Raw genomic sequence first — 19,747 nt, 5'->3', positions numbered from 1 at the left:
ATCAGTTACGCACCGGCTTGCCGGTGGACATCATGCCCATGATGCGTTCTTGCGTCTTGGGGTGGGTCAGCAGGCTGCAGAAGGCCTTGCGTTCCATGGCCATGAGGTATTCCTCCGTCACCAGGGTGCCGGCATCCACTTGGCCGCCACACACCACCTCTGCAATCAGCAAGCCGATATGGAAATCGTGCGCGCTGATGAAGCCACCGTCGCGCATGTTGACCAACTGGGCGCGGATCGTGGCAATGCCACTGCGACCGGCCACAGGGAAGCTGCGCTTGTGCGGTGCACGGTAGCCGGAGGTGTACAAAGCCTTGGCTTCGTTGATGGCCACGAACAAGAGCTCGTCTTTATGGGCCACCACCACATCGCTCTCCAGCAGGTAACCCAACTTGCGGCTTTCGAGCGCACTGGTGCCTACCTTGGCCATGGCCGCAGCGGTGAAGCCTTCGGTCAGGAAAGGCAGCAGATCCTTGGAGGTGGACAGTGCCATGTTCTCCGCGGCGCGCCGTGCAATGTAGGTCAGGCCGCCGGCACCGGGCACCAGGCCCACGCCAACTTCCACCAAGCCGATGTAGCTTTCCATCGCCGCCACGCGCTTGCTGGAGTAAACGGCCAGCTCGCAACCACCGCCCAGCGCCAATCCGCGGATGGCGGAAATGACGGGCACCTTGGAATAGCGCAGCTTGAGCATGGCGTTTTGCAGCTCGGCTTCTGCGCCTTCGATGGCTTTGGCGCCACCGATCATGAAGGCAGGCATCATGCCTTGCAGGTCGGCACCGGCGGAGAACATCTCGTCCGGCGACCAGATCACCAAGCCTTGGTATTCCTTCTCGGCCAGCTCCTGGGCTTGCAGCAGGCCTTCGATCACGCCGCCACCGATAGCGTGCATCTTGGTCTTGATGCTGGCAATCAGCACCGGCTCATCCAGCGTCCACAGGCGGATGGACTCGTCTTCAAAAATAGTCTTGCCTGCTGTCTCGGCCTTGGGCGCGTTGGAGCCCAATACGCTTTCGGGGAAGTGCTGGCGCTCGTACACGGGCAGCTTGCGCACCGGTACAAAGGTGCCTGTGGTGGGGTTCCAGGAACCTGCCGCGGTGTGCACACCACCGGCATCTGCCACGGGGCCTTTGAACACCCACTCGGGCAGCGGCGCTTTGCACAGGGCCTTGCCGGCGTCGATATCTTCTTGAACCATCTTGGCCACTTCGAGCCAACCGGCCTCTTGCCAGAGCTCGAAAGGGCCTTGTTTCATGCCGAAGCCCCAGCGCATGCAGAAGTCCACATCGCGGGCGTTGTCGGCGATGGACGCCAGGTGAATGGCAGCGTAGTGGAAGCTGTTGCGCAGGATGGCCCACAGGAACTGACCCTGCTTGCCTTCGGCATTGCGCAGGAGCTTCAGGCGCTCGGCGGCTGGCTTCTTGAGCATGCGGGCGTAGACCTCGTCGGCCTTCTCACCACCGGGCACGTACTCTTGGCTTTCGCCGTCGAAACGCAGCACGTCGCGGCCGACCTTCTTGAAGAAACCGGCTTTGGACTTCTGGCCCAGGTTGCCCATTTCCAGCAGCGTCTTGAGCACCACAGGGGTGGCAAAGCTCTCGTAGAAGGGATCGGTGTCGATGCTGAGCGTGTCTTGCAACGTCTTGATCACGTGGGCCATGGTGTCCAGGCCGACCACGTCCGCAGTGCGGAATGTGCCGGAGGATGCGCGCCCCAGCTTCTTACCGGTCAGGTCATCGACCACGTCATAGGTCAGGCCGAAGTTTTCCACTTCCTTCATGGTGGCCAACATGCCGGCGATACCGACGCGGTTGGCGATGAAGTTGGGGGAGTCCTTGGCACGCACCACGCCCTTGCCCAGGGTGCTGGTCACAAAGCCTTCGAGCGCATCGAGGTAGTGGGCTTCGGTGGTGGGGGTGTTGATCAACTCCACCAGCGCCATGTAGCGGGGCGGGTTGAAGAAGTGGATACCGCAGAAGCGGGGCTTGATTTCTTCTGGCAGCGCTTCCGACAGTTTGGTGATCGACAGGCCGGAAGTGTTGGACGCAACAATCGTGTTGGGGCCGATGAAGGGCGCGATCTTTTTGTAGAGGTCCAGCTTCCAGTCCATGCGCTCGGCGATGGCCTCAATGATGAGGTCGCAGTCGCGCAGCTGTTCGAGGTGCTCTTCGTAGTTGGCTTGGCCGATCAGGCCAGCGTCATCCACCACGCCCAAGGGGGCGGGCTTGAGCTTCTTGAGGTTCTCAATAGCACGGGTGACGATGCCATTCTTGGGGCCTTCTTTGGCGGGCAGATCAAACAGCACCACGGGTACTTTGACGTTGACGAGGTGGGCTGCGATTTGCGCGCCCATCACGCCTGCGCCGAGCACGGCGACTTTACGGACTTGGAAACGGGACATAGGTTTTCCTGAATTGGTTTACTGGATGCGGGTCCAGGTCTGCGTGCGGCCGAAGAAGGCGATAGAACCGCGCATCTCCAGCTTCTTGCCACCTTCGATAGGGGTGAGGCGGGCGTTGTATTCCTTGCCCTCTGCGGGGTCGAGAATCTTGCCGCCGTCCCAGACCTCTTTGCCTTCCACCTTCTTCACGCCACGGATGATTTCAAGCCCGACGATGGGCTTGCCTTTACGGTCATCTTTGCACTCGTCGCACTTGTCTTCGGGCTTTGCCGCAGGGTCGAGCCGCTTCTCGATGCGGGCGGTGACGACACCGCCTTCTTCGACGATGCGGATTTCCGACTTGGCCTGGCCGGTTTTATCGTCCACTTGGCGCCACAAGCCCACAGGGCTCATTTGGGCCATAGCGGCAGTGGCAGTCAGGCCGAGAGCAATTACGAGCGATGTGCGAATCATGAAAGTCTCCTGTCGTTTTAAAAGTGGATGGGGCAAACGCAGTGATTTTTTAAGCCAGAGCGGCGTTGGTGTCCATCAAAACTTTGGAGCCAGTGCGGGCAGTGCGCATCAGGGTCGCGGTTTCGGGGAACAGCTTGGCGAAGTAGAAGCGTGCGGTCTGCAGCTTGGCGGTGTAGAACGGATCGGTGCTACCGGCCGCAATTTCACGTAAGGCCACTTGGGCCATACGGGCAAAGAAGTAGCCGAACACCAAGTGACCTGCCACACGCAGGTAGTCCACGGCGGCGGCGCCCACTTCGTCAGGGTTCTGGAAGCCCTTGAAGCCGACTTCGGTGGTGAACTTGGTCATCTGCTCGCCCAGGATGGCGATCGGGGTGATGAATTCAGCCATCTTTTCGTTCACGCCTTCTTCGGCCACCAGCGCGCCGACCAGCTTGCCGAACTTCTTGAGGGTGGCGCCGTTGTTGCCCAAGACCTTGCGGCCCAACAAATCCAGAGACTGGATGGTGTTAGTGCCTTCATAGATCATGTTGATGCGGTTGTCGCGCACAAACTGCTCCATGCCCCATTCCTTGATGAAACCGTGGCCGCCGAAAACTTGCATGCAAGCGTTGGTGGCAATGTGGCCGTTGTCGGTCAGGAAGGCTTTGGCAATAGGGGTCAGCAAAGCGAGCATTTCGCCAGCGTCTTTGCGGACTTTTTCATCGGGGTGGTTGTGCTCTTTTTCCAGCAACATCGAGCAGTAGACCTGCAAGGCGCGGCCGCCGTCTGCGTAGGCACGGGCAGTCATCAGCATCTTGCGCACATCAGGGTGCACGATGATAGGGTCTGCGGGCTTGTCTTTGGCCTTGGTACCGGAGAGGCTACGCATCTGGATGCGGTCTTTGGCGTAGGCCAATGCGTTCTGGAATGCAACTTCGGTGAGACCCAAAGACTGGTTGCCCACGCCCAGACGGGCAGCGTTCATCATCACGAACATGCCTTGCATGCCCTTGTTGGCCTGGCCCACCATGGTGCCCACGGCGTCTTCCAGCACCATCTGGCAAGTGGCATTGCCGTGAATGCCCATTTTGTGCTCGAGGCCGCCACAGTAAATGCCGTTGCGCTCGCCCAAGGAGCCGTCAGCATTTACATGGAACTTGGGCACGATGAACAGGCTGATGCCTTTGATGCCGGGAGGCGCATCGGGCAAACGTGCCAACACCAGGTGAATGATGTTGTCGGTCATGTCGTGCTCGCCGGCGCTGATGAAAATCTTGTTGCCGGTGATCTTGTAGGTGCCGTCTGCCTGTGGCTCGGCCTTGGTGCGCATCAAGCCCAAATCGGTGCCGCAGTGAGGTTCGGTCAGGCACATGGTGCCGGTCCACTCGCCGCTGGTCATCTTGGGCAGGTAAGTGGCTTTTTGCTCAGGGGTGCCGTGCGTTTCCAGCGCGGCATACGCACCGTGGGTCAGGCCGGGGTACATGGTCCAGGCTTGGTTGGCGCTGTTGAGCATTTCGTAGAACATGCCGTTGACCACATAGGGCAGGCCTTGGCCGCCGTACTCAGGGTCGCAGGCAAGTGCAGCCCAGCCGCCGTCGATGTACTGGCGATAGGCTTCCTTGAAGCCCTTGGGGGTGGTGACTGCGTGAGTGGTCTGGTCGATCGTGCAACCTTCGGTGTCACCGCTGATGTTCAGGGGGAACGCCACTTCGGCAGCGAACTTGCCGCCCTCTTCCAACACGGCGTTGATGGTTTCCACATCCATCTCAGCGTGTTTGGGGATCTGCTGCAGGTCTTGCGCCACGTTCAGCACTTCGTGCATCACAAATTGCATGTCGCGCAGTGGGGGGGTGTAAGTAGGCATGTTGCTTTCTCCTGATGAACTGGGTGGGTATGGGTGGGTTTAATTCGGGGTGACCGGGGTCACGGCATATCGCGCAAGGATGTTGGAAAAGCCCTGATTCGCGCGCTCGATGGAACCGGGGTTTTTGAGAAAACGGGCCTCGTAATGCAAGGCGAGGATCAGGCCGTGGATCTCAAATGCCATTTGCTGCTCATCGGCATCCGAGCGCAGGTGACCACATTGCTTGGCCAAAACGACGGCGCGGTACAACGCGCTGAGCCAGGTTTGGACCGAGAAGGCCAGCGCATCACGCACGGGGCCTGGTCGGTCATCGAATTCGACGGCACCGCTGATGAAGATGCATCCAGATTGGATTTCTACCGCGACACGCTTCATCCAATTGCCGAATAGCGCTTGGACGCGAGGCAACCCGCGATCAGCATGGAGTGCCGGGTAAAACACTTCTTGCTCGAAGCGGCTGAAGTATTCGCGAACCACCGAGATTTGCATCTCTTCGCGGGAGCCAAAGTGTGCAAACACACCGGATTTGCTCATTTGGGTGACTTCTGCAAGCACCCCGATGCTCAAGCCTTCGAGGCCAATCTGCGTAGCGAGGCCCAAAGCGGCCTCGACGATAGCGGCCTTGGTTTGCTGGCCTTTTTGCATCGCACGTCGAGCGGGCGCGCGCTTGGCACCGGGCTCGGTAGAGGAGTGCTCGATAGCGATTTCAGCGGCAAGCGACATAGACGAGTGGTAATCAAAATAGAACGATCGTGCTATTTTGCAGCATTTCACTCGACACTGTGAAGTACCCACCCCCTCTAGAGGGTCACTCCTAAGGCAAACTAGGGTTTACCCCAGCATCAAACCCAATGCGCTGTCGAGGTGCTCCGACGGCAAGCGCTTGAACCCGGATCGGGCAAAGCGCTGCAAGCGGCCCGCCACAAAAGCCACCGCCGTAGAAGCTTGAATTTGCGCATCGACCGCACCCACCTGCGCCGGTGCCGCCAAGCGGCCATCCCGCAGGCATTGCTTGACCGTGGCTTCCACTTTGTCAAACAGCGCGTTCATGCGCTGCTGCAAGCGCTCGTGCTCCAGCACCAGTGCGTCCCCCACCATCACACGGGCCATGCCGGGGTTCTTCTCGGCAAACTGCACCAACATGCTGAGAATGCGGTGCGACTGCCGCACGCCGACATCGGGGGCGGGGTCGGCGGCCTCTTTTTCAATGATCTGGTTGATCAGCGAAAAAACCGTCTGCTCGATGAAATCAATCAAGCCCTCAAACATTTGCGCCTTGCTGGCGAAATGCCGGTACAGCGCGGCCTCGCTGACCTCCAGCCGCGCGGCCAATGCCGCGGTCGTAATGCGTTCGCCACCGGGTTGCTCCAGCATGCTGGCCAACATTTGGAGAATCTGAACCCGGCGCTCTCCGGGTTTGGGCCGCTTGCGCGTTGGCGCGTCGGCAGATGGTGTCTCAACAGAGGTATCAGTCATGGCACGTCTGGTCTCAAGGGCTAGTTAGTGTTCACTTAAATTCTCGCACGCGCAACGCGCCTGACTTTTCAAGCGAGGGGAAAGCGGAGTGTCACCCGCAGCCCCTTGCCTCCAGCACCTGCCTGCAACTCCAACTGGCTGCGGTGGACATGGGCGATTTCGCTGGCAATGGCCAGGCCCAAGCCATTGCCCTCCACGGCGGTACCCGCTACCCGATAGAAGCGCTCCAGCACCCGGTAGCGCTCACCGGAGGGCACACCGGGGCCATCGTCTTCGACCTCCAGAAATGCCTGGCCTTGTTGCCCGCAACGGATCGTGACCCGGCCGCCCTCTTGCGTGTATTTGATCGCGTTGTCCACCAAGTTGGTCATCAGCTCGCGCAGCAACCACTCCTGGCCACTTACATGAACCGGGCTGACATCCAGCCCGAGGTCTATTTGTTTGGCCATGGCCGCATCCAGCTGGGATTCCAACAGCGTTTCACACAGCTGCAAGAGGTCCACGCGTTGCAGTGGCTGAATGTTGGCGCTGCGCGAATCCGCCCGCGACAAGGCCAGCAATTGATTGGCAAGCTGCGAAGTGCGCCGCGCCGCATGGCGAAGCCGCAAAACCTGATCCGCTCCTAAAGTGATAGCGTTAGGTGCAGCTCTTTCGGGGGCTATTGCCGCTTTTCCCTTACTTCCATGCGGATCCACCACCTGCGCCCATGCCTCGACCTGTGCTTGCAAACCGGCAAGCGGGGTGCGCAATTGGTGCGCGGCATCCGCAACAAACCGGGCCTGGCTTTCTGCCTGCGCATTCACCAGGCCGAACAAGCGGTTCAGCGACTCCACCAAGGGCCTCACCTCGTCTGGCGACGCATCGGGGTCAAGGGCGGACAAATCCCTCGGGGAGCGACGCTCCAAAGCCTCGCGCAGGGTTAGCAGGGGACGCAAAGCGGTGCCCACCGCCCAACGCACCGCAAAAAATCCGGCGAAAGCCAAAATCAAGTTCGGTAGCAACACCTTCAACGCCAGCAAACGCAGCCATTGCTGGCGGGGGTCGGAACCGTCGGCAAGCCGCACCACGAGCTCACCCGCCACGGTTTGCACCCTCTGGCTGACGATGCGGTAGGTGACGCCCTCAAACTCCTGGCTCGAAAAAGCAGGCTCCTTGGTGCTGGGCGGCATACCGTAGAGCCAGTCGGCCCCAGCGCGCACAACGCCATCCATGCCAACGACGGCCATGGCCGACATGCCGGGGCGGCTATTCAAAAACTCATCAACGGGCGGTGCCGTGAGCAGCACCAAGGCCGGCGACGCCAGATCGCCCTTGGCAACCACCGAATCCGCTAGCAAAGGGACCATGCGGACCAATTGCCGGTCTTGCTGCAAGGCGGCACTGTCGGCAGAGCGAAAGTCAAACCACGCGTTCAGCATGGCCAACAAAAACAAGGGGAGCAGTAGCAGCAACAGCAAACGCCGCTGCAAACCCTTGGACATGCCAGAGGGGACCACTCAGGCCGCGGCTAGTTCTAGCCGGTATCCGAAACCGCGGATAGAGCGCAACGCCACGCCATGCGGCTCTAACTTCCCTCTGAGCCGGGAGATGTACACCTCCACCGCATTGGGGGTGATTTCTTTGTCCCAGCCTGTCAGCGCCTGCAGCAGCTTGTCTTTGTTTGCGGGCTTGGGAGCCTGCAAAAGCAGGTACTCCATCACAGTCCACTCCCGCGGACCGAGCTCAAGCGCAGTAGCCGCCGCACCGTCTACCCGGATGCAAGCGACGCGCTGCGCGGTATCCAGCTCCAGCGGACCAAAGCTCAGCACCGAGGAAGTGGCCGCCTGGGACCGCCGCAGCAAAGCCCGCAAGCGCGCCAACAACTCAGGCAGCTCAAAAGGCTTGACCATGTAGTCATCCGCGCCCATGTCCAGCCCCTGGACCCGATCCTGCAGCGCATCACGCGCGGTGAGGATCAATACCGGCATGGTCTGGCCTGACTTGCGCATCGCTTGGGTGAGCGAGAGGCCATCCATATTCGGCAAGCCGATGTCCACAACCGCCACATCAAACGACTCTGTGCTGGTGACCTCCAGCGCGCGCTCAGCACTGCCCACCCAGTCGACGGCATAACCGGCGTCAGACAAACCCAGTTTGATGCCGCTGGCAACCATCACGTCATCTTCTACAAGTAACAGACGCATCAATTACCTTTCAAGCCCAAGTGATATCTGCGCAAGCAGCTACAAAAATGATAGCGACCAAATTCAATGGGAGCGGATCATAGTGCCGAAGGCTTGATCCGTCAGGATTTCGAGCAGCAGCACATGGGGCACCCGTCCATCGATGATGTGGACCGAGTTGACACCGCTTTTGGCCGCATCCAGCGCACCGGCGATTTTGGGCAACATGCCGCCGCTGATCGTGCCATCGGCAAACAACTCATCAATCCGCTGGGCGGTCAGGTCTGTCATCAAGGCGCCCTGCTTGTCCAGCACGCCGCTGATGTTGGTCAACATCATCAGCTTTTCGGCCTGGAGCACCGTGGCCAGCTTGGCAGCCACCACATCGGCGTTGATGTTGTAGCTCTCGTTGTTCTCACCAAAACCAATCGGGCTGACCACCGGGATGAATGCATCGTCTTGCAAGGCTTTCACCACACTGGGATCGACACTGACAATATCCCCGACCTGACCCACGTCGTGTTCTTTGGTGGGGTCTGCGTTGTCAAGCATCTTGAGCTTCTGGGCGCGGATCATGGCGCCATCGCGCCCGGTCAAACCGACCGCCTTGCCGCCAGCCTGATTGATCAAACCGACGATATCTTGCTGGACCTCGCCGCCGAGTACCCATTCGACCACTTCCATGGTTTCGGGATCTGTGACCCGCATCCCTTGGATGAACTCCCCTTTTTTACCGAGGCGTTTGAGCAGACCTTCAATTTGAGGCCCGCCACCATGCACCACGACCGGATTGATACCGACCAGCTTGAGCAACACCACGTCTTCCGCAAAGGCTTTTTGCAGCGCGGGATCGGTCATGGCGTTGCCGCCATATTTGATGACCATGGTCTTGCCATGGAACTTGCGGATGTAGGGCAAGGCCCGCGCCAGAATCTGGGCCTGGTCAAAAGGGGCGATGGTCGCGGCGGCGGGGGAAGAAGCGTCGGTCATGCAAGACATCCGTTGGGAGAGACATTGGAAAAATTACAGCGGCGGATTGTGCCGCACTGCTCCCGGAGCACACCCCGCAACACCATGCGAGAGCCGAGCATGCAACCGGGCTCGCAACAGCAAAAAGCTTACGAAGCGCTGCTGGCGGTAGTGCCGTCTTGAGGAGCGATCGCAAAGCTCTCTTTAGGCTGACCCTGGGCAATCAAAGCCGACAGCCACTTGGGAGTCAGGCCACGTCCGGACCATGTTTCTCCATTAGGGCCGCGATATTTGGCAGCAACGCTTGCACCCGCCTTTTTGTCTTTTTTAGCGGCTTTGGGTGCGGCTTCTTTCGACTTTTGTTTGGGACCCTTGGAGGGCTTGGTAGTTTGCAGGTCTTTGACCGTGATACCAAAAGCCTGCATTTTCACCAGGATCTCTTGCACCGTGCTGTGAAATTCTTTGGCTTTAATTTCATTTGCCTGTTTTTGCAGCTTTTCGATTTGCGACTGAATATCGATGAGATTAGACAAAATTTACTCCTAAAACAAAAAAACACGGTCGAATTCTCTCATAAGAGTAGATTTATCTCTAGATAGTGCATTGAATGGTGCAACAAATAGAGGAACGCCCTAGTGGAGAAAATACGCAGTAAGTATGGGGTCTACGCATTAATGACCGTTTGACTTTCACGGCTTGCGCACTCTTCTTGGGCATATTTGCCGCGGGAGCCCCCCCCCAAGGCGAACTATTTATTGCAGCGGCGTGACATTTACCGAATTCAAGGGTTATGTACAAAACCTGCGTGACCCGATGCACTCACACAGGGAGGCCAAAACGAATGCCCCCCTGCTGGCGACAGTAAATACAGCTTAGAAATGAATACCCCGCATCATTTGCTGCATGGCAATGGCTTCGGGAGATAGCTTCGATTTTTCCCCGGGTTTGGCCCCTTTTGCTGCGGAGGAGTCCGGGAACATTCTGAAGCTGGTATTCATGGCGATCTGGGCAATACGAGGTACCAACGCATGCATCACCTGCCCCGTAATACCAAGCCGAGTGGCAATCCGCACCGGTTTACTGATACAGGCATCGGCCACCATATCGGCCGCTTGCTCGGGCGAGAGGGTGGGCACATTGTTGTAAATACCGGTGGGGGCAATCATTGGTGTGCGCACCAAAGGCATATTGATGGTGGTGAAACTGATACCTTGATCCGCAAACTCGCTGGATGCGCAGCGTGTCCAGGCATCCAGCGCAGCCTTGGAGGCCACATAGGCGCTGAATCGCGGGGCATTGGTCAGCACGCCAATGGAGCTGATATTGACCACATGCCCTTTTCTCTTGGCCACCATACCCGGCAATAAACCCATGGTCACCCGCAAGCAACCAAAATAATTCAATTGCATGGTGCGCTCGTAGTCGTGGAAACGGTCATAACTCGACTCGATGGCGCGGCGGATGGAGCGACCCGCGTTATTGATCAAAAAGTCCACGCCTCCATGGTTTTCAATCAACAAGGCCACAAAACGGTCGCAATCGGCCATATCGGCAATATCTGCGGGGTACGCCACAAAGTTATACCCCTTGGCCTTGGCTTCCTTGCAGGCCTCTTTCAATTTATCCACGTCGCGACCGCAGATGATGGTCGTGGCACCCGCCTCCGCAAACTTATGGGCCGCTGCCAGCCCGATACCGGATGACCCTCCGGTGATCAACACCACTTTGCCCCCCACAGTGCCTCGCAAGGTGCGGTCAATATGTAAATCGGGGTCGAGGTGACGCTCCCAGTAGTCCCACAGCTTCCACGCGTAATCCTTGAGATTCGGGCACTCGACGCCCGTGCCCTTGAGCATTGCCAAAGCCCCCCGGCAATCAAAGCGGGTCGGGTAGTTGATGAAGGTCATCATGTCTTCGGGCAGGCTCAGGTCCTTCATGATGGCACTGCGCACCCGCCGCACCGGTGCCAGCGCCATCAGGCTTTTGGTCACGCTACGCGGAATAAACCCCAACAAGGCAGCGTTCACAAATATGTTCATCTTCGGCGCATGTGCAGCCTTGCTGAAAATATCCAGGACATCACCCACCCGGTAGCCGACGGGATCTACCAGGTGGTAACACTGCTTGGCGATCCCTTGCTTGTGGCTGATCGCGTTCAGCGCATCGACCACAAAGTCAACCGGAACAATGTTGACCCGCCCCCCTTCCAGGCCGATAGATGGCATCCATGGCGGGAGCAACTGACGCATGCGTTGAATCAGCTTGAAAAAATAGTACGGACCATCGATCTTGTCCATCTCGCCGGTAGTGCTGTCGCCGACTACCATGGCGGGGCGGTACACCGACCACGGCACCTTGCATTCTTTGCGCACGATTTTTTCACTCTCGTGCTTGGTCATGAAGTAAGGATGATCGTAGTTTTCCGCTTCTTCAAACATATCCTCGCGGAATACGCCTTCATACAGACCCGCGGCAGCAATCGAAGACACATGGTGGAAATGGCCCGCATCGATAGCTTTGGCGAACTCCACCGTGTTTCGCGTGCCGTCTACATTCACCGCGATCTGAGATTCCTCATCAGCCTCCAAGTCATAAACCGCAGCCAAATGGTAGAAGTGATCCACCTGCCCTTTCAGGGTTTTGACGGTCTCTGCAGAAACTCCGAGTTTTTTTCCTTTGAGATCGCCAAAAACAGGAACGGCCCGCCCTTGGGACTTGCTGTCCGTCAGCCCCCAATACTCCCGCAACCCCGCTACCTTTTCTTCACTCTCTTGCCGGATCAGGAAATGCACCGTAGCGCCTTTGCGCTGCAACAACTTCTTGACCAGACGTTTACCAATGAATCCTGTAGCTCCCGTGACGAAATACCGCATACATGCTCCTGTTAATGAATTTATTCTGACGGACTTTGGGCTCGCGGATTTCATCGTTAACCCGACTAACCCGCCGGCTCCAATACTGCAGGCAATACGGTTGCGAACGACCGTGCTTCTTAGTGGAAGCCATCTACACACCCGCGGGTTCAGCGCTTAGAGTCATTCCCACGCAAGTGGAGACACCCACCCTTGCTGCACGTCACACTCAAAAGAGGAGCTCTCATGGTCAAGAAAATTCAGAAAAACAAACCCGCCCCTGCCGCCGGCAGCCCCTTGTCGGCATCCGTCAAGGACTCTGCACAACAGATCTGGCAAGCCGGCCTCGGGGCATTCACCCGCGCCCAAGCAGAGGGAAGCAAAGCATTCGAAGCCCTGGTGAAAGAAGGCGTCAGTATTCAGCGCAAGACCCAAGCTGCGGCGGAAGACAAAATCAACGAAGCCACGGCAAAAATGTCCACCATGGCCACCGATATCAGCAGCAAGGCAACCGGACAGTGGGACAAACTGGAAAACATTTTTGAAGAGCGCGTGGCCAAAGCGCTCCACAAACTCGGCGTCCCGTCTGCCAAAGAAGTGACATCGCTTATCGAGCGCATTGATGCACTGAACCATGCCGTTCAACAGCTGTCCGCACAACCCAAGTCGTCCACAGGCAAAGCTGCAAGCAGCTCACCGGCAACACCACTGAAGAAAAAGGCGGCGGCCAAAAAAGTGACGGCTCCCGCTGCAACCAGCAAGCCGGCTCCGCCAAGAAAGCACGCGCTCCACGCGCAGCTGCCAAAAAAGCGTCCGCCACTCCGGCCGCTGCCAAGGCCAGCGAATAAATACCACCCAGCCACACGGTTGAAAGAAAGAGGGCGCGCGAGCGCCCTCTTTCACGTCCGGCCACCTGTTGCAGCGCAGCATTAAACCCCCTTTCCAAACACTACACTGCACCGCATGAAGGCACCACAACGCACCCGCCCCAAAATCGCCATGGCCCTGGCCGGCGGCGGTCCGCTAGGCGCCATCTATGAAATAGGTGCGCTGTGCGCCCTGGAAGAGGGCCTGGGGGGCATCGACCTCAACCAACTGGATCACTACGTCGGGGTATCTGCAGGGGGATTTATTGCTGCGGCGCTGGCCAACGGAATGACTCCGCGACAGCTTTGTGCCTCTTTTATTGAAAACGATCCGCGCTCGGGTGATTACTTCGATCCCTCGTGGCTGATGGAACCCGCCTATGGCGAGTTTTTGCGCCGCGGCCTCCTGGTACCAGGACTGATGGGGGCCGTCGGCTGGGACATGCTCCGCGGTCGCGCCTCTTTGGTACAGGCGCTTGAGCGCATGGCGCCCGCGCTGCCGACCGGTGTTTTCTCTAATCGGCAGATTGATACACAACTCGCGCGTTTGTTCAGCAAACCGGGAAGAACGAATGATTTCCGCCAACTCGCCTGCAAACTCACACTGGTAGCCACGCAACTCGACAGTGCACAGGCCGTCGCGTTCGGCAGCAATGGCTGGGACCATGTACCGATCTCCAAAGCAGTTCAGGCGAGCTCCGCGCTGCCCGGCTTGTTTCCGCCCGTCGTGATTGACGATCAGTACTACGTCGACGGCGCGATGAAGAAGACCATGCACGCCTCGGTGGCCTTAGAGCAGGGTGCTGACTTGCTCTTGTGTCTCAACCCTTTGGTGCCCTTCGATGCGAGTTCGCCACAAGCCCATGCGCAAGACGCGGCAGGCGCCTCCAGGGGAAGCCGCCCCATTCCCCGCATGGTGGACGGGGGCCTGCCCTCCGTGATGAGTCAGACCTTTCGCTCGATGATCCACTCCCGCATGGAGTTGGGCATGAAGCACTATGCCCACGCCTACCCGCACACCGATATCGTCTTGCTGGAGCCGGACCACCGCGACCCGGAGCTGTACCTCGCCAACACCTTCAGCTACGCACAACGCCGGCAGCTGGCCGAGCACGCGTATCAACAGACGCGCGCCCTGCTACGCGCCCAACGCGCTCGCCTGTCGGAACAACTACTCCGCCACGGCATCACTTTGAATTTACCGATACTCAACGACAACACACGCCAACTCATCGCGCCGAGCCCACCAACGTCACGCTGGGGCCAAGCTTTGGGTACATTGGAGGGCGTTATGGAAGATCTATCGCAAGTGGTTCACCACAAGACTATGTTGAGGCACTGACCCATGGTTAAAAAAGCGCCCCGACGCACCGCTGAGCGGATTCTGGAAACCACCCTGGAGCTGTTCAACCGCTTTGGTGAGCCCAACGTTTCGACCACCTTGATTTCTGCCGAGCTGGGCATCAGCCCTGGCAACCTGTATTACCACTATCCAGCCAAAGACGAGCTGATCAACTCGCTGTTTGACCGGTACGAGCGTGCGCTAAATGAACTGCTGAACGCCAGTGACAATGTCCGCGACGTGGAAGACGCATGGTTCTTCATGCACACGCTGTTCGAGCTGATTTGGCAGTACCGCTTCCTGTACCGCGATTTGAACGACTTGCTCAGCAAAAATCGCCGCCTGGAGACCCATTTCCAGAGCGTTTTGAAGAACAAGACCCGCTCCATCCGCGCGATGCTGGAGTGCATGGCGCGCACCGGATCCCTGCAAATGGACATCCGCGAGATGGAGCCCACAGCCACCAGCATGGTGGTGGTGCTGACGTATTGGCTGAGCTTTGAATATGTGCGTGACCCCCGCAACGCCTTGGAGCCCGCAAGTGCCCAAGCGGCGCTCTTGCGGGGTGGCCAACATGTGCTCAACCTCCTGGTACCGTACCTGCAAGTCCAACAACGCAACCACTTGCTGCAACTCAGCGGTGCGTACCAGGCGCCTTGATGCTGGGGGCGCTCGACTGGCAACCTTATCCGCATGTGCACTTGCGTGCATTGGATGCCGTCAATTTACCGGCGCATTGGGCCGCATTGCACGCCGGCGACGCAGAGCCCCTGCCCTCCGACCCTGAACTATTGTCAGCATGGGCGCTGTTCCACCGCGGGGAGTTTGAGGCCGCATTTCATGCGGGCCGCTTGCTGGGCTATGCCGGCGTCACTGTGGCCAATAAGGCTTGCCTGATCCATGCAGACTTTTTGGAGCCCAGTGAAACCACCCGTCTCAAGCTGTATTGCGACACGGCGGAGCGGGCACTCCGGCAGATCAATCACGAACCGCACAACCCAAACGCGCATTACTTTTATGGTTATGCACTCGGTCGCTACAGCCAAGGCACCAGCGTGGCCCAAGCCCTTGCGCAAGGGCATGGCGAAAAGATAAAAAAAGCGTTTGAAACGGCGATTGCATTGCAAGCGCTGCATGCAGATGCCCACCTGGCGCTGGGCACTTTTCATGCGGAGGTGATTGACAAGGTCGGAGCGATGATTGGCAACATCACCTACGGCGCCCACCCGGACGTTGCGATTCGACACTTTCGCGCAGGCATGGCCCTGATACCCCACGCGCCCTTGGCCCTGTCCGAATACGCGCGCGGCTTGCTAATGCTCGATCCGGAGGCCCACGAGGCCGAAGCAATGGAACTCTATGCGAGCGCCGCAGCGGTCAGCCCCAGAGACGCCATGGAGCACCTGGGCGTCCTGCAAATACAGGCCGAACTCGCAGACTGATCACTCGCCCCAGGGCAGCATCAAGGTCAATACCGACAGCTTGGCAAACTCCGGCTCAAACTGGTCAATGATTTTTTGAGGATCCGGGCACAGCGTGGCATCCGTCACGACGCCGAACTGCACACCGCCGCCGTAACTCAAAATAGAAACGCCCAAGCCGACGGACCCGCTCTGGGGCACCCAGAACAGGTTTTCCTCGATCGTAGAACCGCAGATTTTGAGTTTCTCCCGTGGTCCGGGCACATTGGTCATCACGGCCGTGGTCTTTTTGGAGAACAAGCTCAGCAAAGCATCCTGCGCCGGCTTGATCAGCAAACCAGCCACTGCCAACAAACCGAAGGCCAACAGTGGCTGCATGCTGCCTTTGAGGCCGCGCATGCGGGCACGCACCTCGTACACCCGCTCTACCGGGTTATCCAAGCCGATGGGCAGCACCAAAGGCGCAAGCCCGAACTGGTTGCCCAGCTTGTAGGCATGCTCCAGCGGTCGCAAATTGACCGGCACCATCGCCCGGATTTCCTTGCCGCTCACAGCATCGCCCTGCTCACGCAAATAGGCACCAATGGCGCCTGCCACGCAGCTCAGCAACACATCATTGATGGAGCAATTCAAGGCCTTGCCCACGGCTTTCACCTCTTCCAGTGGAAGCGGCGCACACCAAGCTACCCGCTTGGCATTGCCAGGCTGCCCTTTGAGGCGCGTGGGCGAATCGTCCGGCATCAGGGCCAAGGCTGCCAAGTCGCTCACGACCTGGTAGGCCATCTTGGCCATGTCGACCGAGCTGTGCATGCCAGACTCCATGCCCTTTTGCGGCTCCATCAGCAAAGACATGGACTTCACCGCGCCATCCCCGGCAGCACCCAGTGCTTTCACTGCCAGATGGGTAAAGGGTTTGAGCAGCGCATCGCTCAGCCATTCTTCTGCGCCATCCATCCCTTGGGCACGTGCCGCCTTGCTGCGGCGTTGGGGCGGCGGGCTACCGCCATCCACCAGAGACTGGGTCACCGAGATCAGGGCAATGCCATCTGCAATGCAGTGGTGAATCCGCACCATCAGGGCAGAGCCGCCCTTATAGTTCTCGACCAAATGAAACTGCCACAAGGGGCGGTCGCGATCCAAAGGCTCCATCGTCAAGGCGGCAAGGCGCTCTTGCAAAGCCTCCTGCTCACGCCCGCGGGGTTTTTTCGCCAAGGTTTCGGTGACCACATGGCGATCGAGCTGAAAATCGGCGTCCTCTACCCACGTCGCGCCGGCCGCGTCTTCCACCACCCGCTGCTTGAATCGAGGGTACTTGAGCAGGCGCTCTTCGACGCGCAACTTGAGGTCCGCCAAGGGCAGGCCCGGCTTGGTCACCCACACACCCACGATCATCATCAAGTTGGCACTGGAGTCCATGCGTAGCCATGCGGTATCGACCTTGGACATGCGTTCACCCTGCAAGCCCAAAGTGCCTGCGACGGCATCCGCCACATTTTTCTGCACTGTGCCGGCGGCCTTGCGGGCACGGCGCGTCACACTTTTGGCCACTGGGGCGACCGGCGCTACCGTTTCAGCGATCGTGCTGCGGGCCTTGCTTGCAACCTTCTTGGCAATAACTCGGGTGACCATGGTTTCTCCGAACAGAACACGTGTGGGGGAAGCTGCCTATTCTGGGGGTAAAACGCCGCTTAAGATACGGGTCAGGCACCTGCATGCATCGGGTGTTCCCCTAGTTTCTTGCATCTCACCGAACGGAGAAAACCATGGCCGATTTGAAAGCCGCTTTTGAAGCCGCTGTTGCCAATTCCAAAAATTTGAGCGAGCGCCCTGACAATGGCACGCTCTTGAAAATCTATGCGCTTTACAAGCAAGCGACTGCCGGTGACAACACCGAAAAGAAACCCGGTTTCGCTGACATGGTGGGACGCGCCAAGTGGGATGCTTGGAATGGATTCAAAGGCATCAGCAACGATGACGCCATGCAACAGTACATCGACTTGATCGAATCTTTGAGCTAATTCAGCCAGTAGCGCCCGCAGAATATGCGGGGTCTGCTATTAAAAAAGTAGCGCTTGCGCTACTTTTTTTTCGCCACTGCTTTGGTGGCTGCCTTGGTCGCTGCTTTCGTGGCAGCTTTGGGCTTGAGCAGTTGATCGAGGTTTTTGACAATCTCGCCTTCAATCTTGTCTTTGAAAGCACCCAGCAAAAAGCCCAGTTTGGCGCTGAGTTCAAACTTGGCTTCGCTCACCTGCAGCATGCCGCTCACGCCTGAGCGCTTGAAGATCACTTCATCTAGGCCATCGCCCTCGACATAGGTGCACTCCATATCGAACTCCTGTTCGGCCTGTTCCGCCCACTCAAAGGCAATCTTGCGGGCAGCCTCAAAACCCAGGCTATGTTCGCGCAGTATGTGTATGTCCGCCACGGATGCTCCTCTTGCCAGTATGCTGTAGTTGCTGCAATCGCAGCCCACCACATCATAGAACTACTGCGGCCCCTGCCATGCTCTACAAATTCAAATCTAAAGTAGCCAGCGACGTCATCATGCTGGAACCCAATGGCCGGCAGATCCTGACCCTCTGGGGGCGTACGGACGAAGACAGCCTGCGCAAGGGGATTTTGCTCGCCGCGGACATGCCTGCGGCCATCAGCGCCGTCGAGGAGGCCATTGCCAAAGAAGAGGCACACCGCATTCAGGCGGCACTCGAAGCGCAAGAAAGAGGGGAAGAAGCCGCAACACCAGAAGGGGTGAGTTTGCGTCAGCGAGCCTCACCCTTGCTGGATATGGCCCGCCGCTGCCTGGCAGCAGGCAAAGACATAACATGGGGCGTTTGACCCTGCGACTGAGTCAAACGCGCCAGTGCGATCCGCTTAGTCGGCGTAAACGCCTGCGGCCTTGATGATCGGTGTCCACTTGGCGATTTCAGCCGCCACAAACTTCTTGTGCTCAGCGGGTTCGACACGCTTGTCCGTCACCACCACTGCGCCCAGCGCTTCTTGCTTTTTGATGAACTCAGGGTCTTTCAACGCGGCCTTGAGTGCAGTGTTCAGCTTGGTCTGAATATCAGCAGGTGTGCCTTTGGGGGCGTACAGGCCGTGCCAGATCGTCACTTCAAAGTTGCTCAAACCTTGGCTTTGCAGGGTGGGCAGTGTCTTGAGGGCTGCTGTCGTGAGGGGCTTGGATGTAGTCACTGCGTAAGCAGTCACTTTTTTGCCTTCAATCTGCGCGGTGGTGTTGGTGGTCTGATCGCACATCAGATCAATCTGGCCACCAATCAGGTCGGTCATGGCCGGGGCAGTACCTTTGTAAGGCACGGTGGTCATGTCCACTTTGACGGCATTCTGGAACAGCAAGCCGCACAGGTGAGAGGCGGAGCCGACACCGGCGTTACCCAGGTTGATTTTGCCGACGTTCTGGCCGATCCAGGTGGTCAACTCTTTGTAGGACTTGGCTGGCAGGTCGGGCTTGCCGATCAAGGTCATGGGCACGTCATTAATCATGCCGAGGTATTCAAAATCAGACTCGACCTTGAAAGGCATATTGCGCAGCAAACCGGGCATAGTGCCCATCGCAATGTGGTTCAGCAACAAGGTGTAGCCATCCGGTGCCGCCTTGGCCACTTTGCTGGTGCCGATGGAGCTTCCGGCGCCTGCGGAGTTGTCGATGATGATGCTGACGTCACCCAGCTGCTTGCGCAGCGATTCGCTCAGGTCACGTGCCACGCGATCGGTAGGACCACCTGCAGCAAACGGCACCACGATGGTGATGGGCTTGGCGGGGTATGCCTGCGCGAAGGCAGATACGGACAGCATGGCTGCGGTTGCAACGAGTAATTTTTTCATTGGTTTGTCTCCAGTTGAGGGATCTCAGTTTAGCGCGCACTGTTGCGCTCTGTCATGCGGGAAGCACTCAAGTCACGGGGTCTTTTAGAAGCCCCTAGATTTGCCGGCCTCAATTT

The 19,747-nt window shown here is 58.4% G+C and carries 19 protein-coding genes; 6 read left to right on the top strand and 13 right to left on the bottom strand.

Features of this window, described 5'->3' with window-relative positions:
• Position 1 precedes the first annotated feature (1 nt).
• From RAE19_RS11630 to RAE19_RS11585, 10 genes are all read right to left on the bottom strand, one after another.
• Complete coding sequence (locus tag RAE19_RS11630; RefSeq protein ID WP_313875035.1) at positions 2 to 2,401, bottom strand: 3-hydroxyacyl-CoA dehydrogenase/enoyl-CoA hydratase family protein; 2,400 nt, start codon at positions 2,399 to 2,401, stop codon at positions 2 to 4.
• Between the two features lie 18 nt (positions 2,402 to 2,419).
• Positions 2,420 to 2,854, bottom strand: a complete 435-nt coding sequence (locus RAE19_RS11625; RefSeq protein WP_313875034.1) for a DUF2147 domain-containing protein — start codon at positions 2,852 to 2,854, stop codon at positions 2,420 to 2,422.
• Positions 2,855 to 2,903: 49 nt separating this feature from the next.
• Positions 2,904 to 4,700 (bottom strand): acyl-CoA dehydrogenase C-terminal domain-containing protein, encoded by a 1,797-nt coding sequence (locus tag RAE19_RS11620; protein WP_313875033.1) that lies wholly within the window; start codon positions 4,698 to 4,700, stop codon positions 2,904 to 2,906.
• A gap of 39 nt (positions 4,701 to 4,739) precedes the next feature.
• Positions 4,740 to 5,345: a TetR/AcrR family transcriptional regulator gene (locus RAE19_RS11615; protein ID WP_428984068.1), complete on the bottom strand. Its 606-nt coding sequence runs from the start codon at positions 5,343 to 5,345 to the stop codon at positions 4,740 to 4,742.
• A 186-nt stretch (positions 5,346 to 5,531) separates the two neighbouring features.
• Positions 5,532 to 6,176: a nucleoid occlusion factor SlmA gene (gene slmA, locus RAE19_RS11610; RefSeq protein WP_313875031.1), complete on the bottom strand. Its 645-nt coding sequence runs from the start codon at positions 6,174 to 6,176 to the stop codon at positions 5,532 to 5,534.
• Between the two features lie 68 nt (positions 6,177 to 6,244).
• Entirely contained in the window at positions 6,245 to 7,657 is a 1,413-nt protein-coding gene (locus RAE19_RS11605; protein ID WP_313875030.1) for a sensor histidine kinase, read from the bottom strand.
• Positions 7,658 to 7,672: 15 nt separating this feature from the next.
• Positions 7,673 to 8,359 carry a response regulator gene (locus RAE19_RS11600; protein ID WP_313875029.1) on the bottom strand — a complete coding sequence of 229 codons (687 nt, stop codon included), beginning with the start codon at positions 8,357 to 8,359 and terminating at the stop codon, positions 7,673 to 7,675.
• 63 nt (positions 8,360 to 8,422) lie between these two features.
• Positions 8,423 to 9,328, bottom strand: a complete 906-nt coding sequence (argB, locus tag RAE19_RS11595) for an acetylglutamate kinase (protein ID WP_313875028.1) — start codon at positions 9,326 to 9,328, stop codon at positions 8,423 to 8,425.
• Positions 9,329 to 9,456: 128 nt separating this feature from the next.
• Entirely contained in the window at positions 9,457 to 9,840 is a 384-nt protein-coding gene (locus tag RAE19_RS11590) for an H-NS histone family protein (RefSeq protein WP_313875027.1), read from the bottom strand.
• A gap of 339 nt (positions 9,841 to 10,179) precedes the next feature.
• Entirely contained in the window at positions 10,180 to 12,180 is a 2,001-nt protein-coding gene (locus tag RAE19_RS11585; RefSeq protein WP_313875026.1) for an SDR family oxidoreductase, read from the bottom strand.
• 225 nt (positions 12,181 to 12,405) lie between these two features.
• On the opposite strand from RAE19_RS11585, the gene RAE19_RS11580 reads away from it, so the two are divergent.
• The 4 genes from RAE19_RS11580 to RAE19_RS11565 are packed head-to-tail and all read left to right on the top strand — an operon-like array spanning position 12,406 to position 15,809.
• On the top strand, positions 12,406 to 13,092 hold the full coding sequence (locus RAE19_RS11580; protein WP_313875025.1) for a phasin family protein: 687 nt from the start codon (positions 12,406 to 12,408) through the stop codon (positions 13,090 to 13,092).
• Positions 13,093 to 13,122: 30 nt separating this feature from the next.
• Positions 13,123 to 14,367, top strand: a complete 1,245-nt coding sequence (locus tag RAE19_RS11575) for a patatin-like phospholipase family protein (RefSeq protein ID WP_313875024.1) — start codon at positions 13,123 to 13,125, stop codon at positions 14,365 to 14,367.
• A 3-nt stretch (positions 14,368 to 14,370) separates the two neighbouring features.
• Positions 14,371 to 15,027, top strand: a complete 657-nt coding sequence (locus RAE19_RS11570; protein ID WP_313875023.1) for a TetR/AcrR family transcriptional regulator — start codon at positions 14,371 to 14,373, stop codon at positions 15,025 to 15,027.
• Positions 15,027 to 15,809, top strand: coding sequence for a hypothetical protein (locus tag RAE19_RS11565; protein WP_313875022.1), 783 nt, complete (start codon positions 15,027 to 15,029; stop codon positions 15,807 to 15,809). The genes RAE19_RS11570 and RAE19_RS11565 overlap by 1 nt, the downstream gene beginning before the upstream one ends.
• On the opposite strand, the gene RAE19_RS11560 is transcribed toward RAE19_RS11565, so the two are convergent.
• Positions 15,810 to 17,417 (bottom strand): wax ester/triacylglycerol synthase family O-acyltransferase, encoded by a 1,608-nt coding sequence (locus RAE19_RS11560; protein WP_313875021.1) that lies wholly within the window; start codon positions 17,415 to 17,417, stop codon positions 15,810 to 15,812.
• 134 nt (positions 17,418 to 17,551) lie between these two features.
• On the opposite strand from RAE19_RS11560, the gene RAE19_RS11555 reads away from it, so the two are divergent.
• The gene (locus tag RAE19_RS11555) at positions 17,552 to 17,806 is read left to right on the top strand and encodes an acyl-CoA-binding protein (protein ID WP_296509626.1); all 255 of its coding nucleotides are present in this window, start codon (positions 17,552 to 17,554) and stop codon (positions 17,804 to 17,806) included.
• A gap of 59 nt (positions 17,807 to 17,865) precedes the next feature.
• Here the strand turns inward: RAE19_RS11555 and RAE19_RS11550 are convergent, their stop codons facing one another.
• Positions 17,866 to 18,213 (bottom strand): polyhydroxyalkanoic acid system family protein, encoded by a 348-nt coding sequence (locus RAE19_RS11550; protein ID WP_313875020.1) that lies wholly within the window; start codon positions 18,211 to 18,213, stop codon positions 17,866 to 17,868.
• A gap of 77 nt (positions 18,214 to 18,290) precedes the next feature.
• Between RAE19_RS11550 and RAE19_RS11545 the strand changes: the two genes are divergently transcribed.
• Positions 18,291 to 18,623, top strand: coding sequence for a DUF1840 domain-containing protein (locus RAE19_RS11545; protein WP_313875019.1), 333 nt, complete (start codon positions 18,291 to 18,293; stop codon positions 18,621 to 18,623).
• 36 nt (positions 18,624 to 18,659) lie between these two features.
• On the opposite strand, the gene RAE19_RS11540 is transcribed toward RAE19_RS11545, so the two are convergent.
• On the bottom strand, positions 18,660 to 19,631 hold the full coding sequence (locus RAE19_RS11540) for a tripartite tricarboxylate transporter substrate-binding protein (protein ID WP_313875018.1): 972 nt from the start codon (positions 19,629 to 19,631) through the stop codon (positions 18,660 to 18,662).
• Positions 19,632 to 19,747: the final 116 nt, after the last annotated feature.

Source organism: Rhodoferax potami, assembly GCF_032193805.1.
GTDB classification, from domain to species: domain Bacteria; phylum Pseudomonadota; class Gammaproteobacteria; order Burkholderiales; family Burkholderiaceae_C; genus Allorhodoferax; species Allorhodoferax potami_A.
The sequence above is the reverse complement of the archived record's forward strand: the minus strand, read 5'-3'. Positions and strand labels throughout refer to the sequence as shown.

Excerpts from the sequence above, each read along its gene's own strand:
- RAE19_RS11580 (WP_313875025.1), top strand. The coding sequence starts at position 12,406 with ATGGTCAAGAAAATTCAGAAAAACAAACCCGCCCCTGCCGCCGGCAGC.
- RAE19_RS11560 (WP_313875021.1), bottom strand. The coding sequence starts at position 17,417 with ATGGTCACCCGAGTTATTGCCAAGAAGGTTGCAAGCAAGGCCCGCAGC.
- RAE19_RS11605 (WP_313875030.1), bottom strand. The coding sequence starts at position 7,657 with ATGTCCAAGGGTTTGCAGCGGCGTTTGCTGTTGCTGCTACTGCTCCCC.
- RAE19_RS11620 (WP_313875033.1), bottom strand. The coding sequence starts at position 4,700 with ATGCCTACTTACACCCCCCCACTGCGCGACATGCAATTTGTGATGCAC.
- RAE19_RS11615 (WP_428984068.1), bottom strand. The coding sequence starts at position 5,345 with ATGCAAAAAGGCCAGCAAACCAAGGCCGCTATCGTCGAGGCCGCTTTG.
- RAE19_RS11540 (WP_313875018.1), bottom strand. The coding sequence starts at position 19,631 with ATGAAAAAATTACTCGTTGCAACCGCAGCCATGCTGTCCGTATCTGCC.
- RAE19_RS11545 (WP_313875019.1), top strand. The coding sequence starts at position 18,291 with ATGCTCTACAAATTCAAATCTAAAGTAGCCAGCGACGTCATCATGCTG.
- RAE19_RS11625 (WP_313875034.1), bottom strand. The coding sequence starts at position 2,854 with ATGATTCGCACATCGCTCGTAATTGCTCTCGGCCTGACTGCCACTGCC.
- RAE19_RS11565 (WP_313875022.1), top strand. The coding sequence starts at position 15,027 with ATGCTGGGGGCGCTCGACTGGCAACCTTATCCGCATGTGCACTTGCGT.
- slmA (WP_313875031.1), bottom strand. The coding sequence starts at position 6,176 with ATGACTGATACCTCTGTTGAGACACCATCTGCCGACGCGCCAACGCGC.
- RAE19_RS11585 (WP_313875026.1), bottom strand. The coding sequence starts at position 12,180 with ATGCGGTATTTCGTCACGGGAGCTACAGGATTCATTGGTAAACGTCTG.
- RAE19_RS11555 (WP_296509626.1), top strand. The coding sequence starts at position 17,552 with ATGGCCGATTTGAAAGCCGCTTTTGAAGCCGCTGTTGCCAATTCCAAA.
- RAE19_RS11570 (WP_313875023.1), top strand. The coding sequence starts at position 14,371 with ATGGTTAAAAAAGCGCCCCGACGCACCGCTGAGCGGATTCTGGAAACC.
- argB (WP_313875028.1), bottom strand. The coding sequence starts at position 9,328 with ATGACCGACGCTTCTTCCCCCGCCGCCGCGACCATCGCCCCTTTTGAC.
- RAE19_RS11575 (WP_313875024.1), top strand. The coding sequence starts at position 13,123 with ATGAAGGCACCACAACGCACCCGCCCCAAAATCGCCATGGCCCTGGCC.
- RAE19_RS11600 (WP_313875029.1), bottom strand. The coding sequence starts at position 8,359 with ATGCGTCTGTTACTTGTAGAAGATGACGTGATGGTTGCCAGCGGCATC.
- RAE19_RS11630 (WP_313875035.1), bottom strand. The coding sequence starts at position 2,401 with ATGTCCCGTTTCCAAGTCCGTAAAGTCGCCGTGCTCGGCGCAGGCGTG.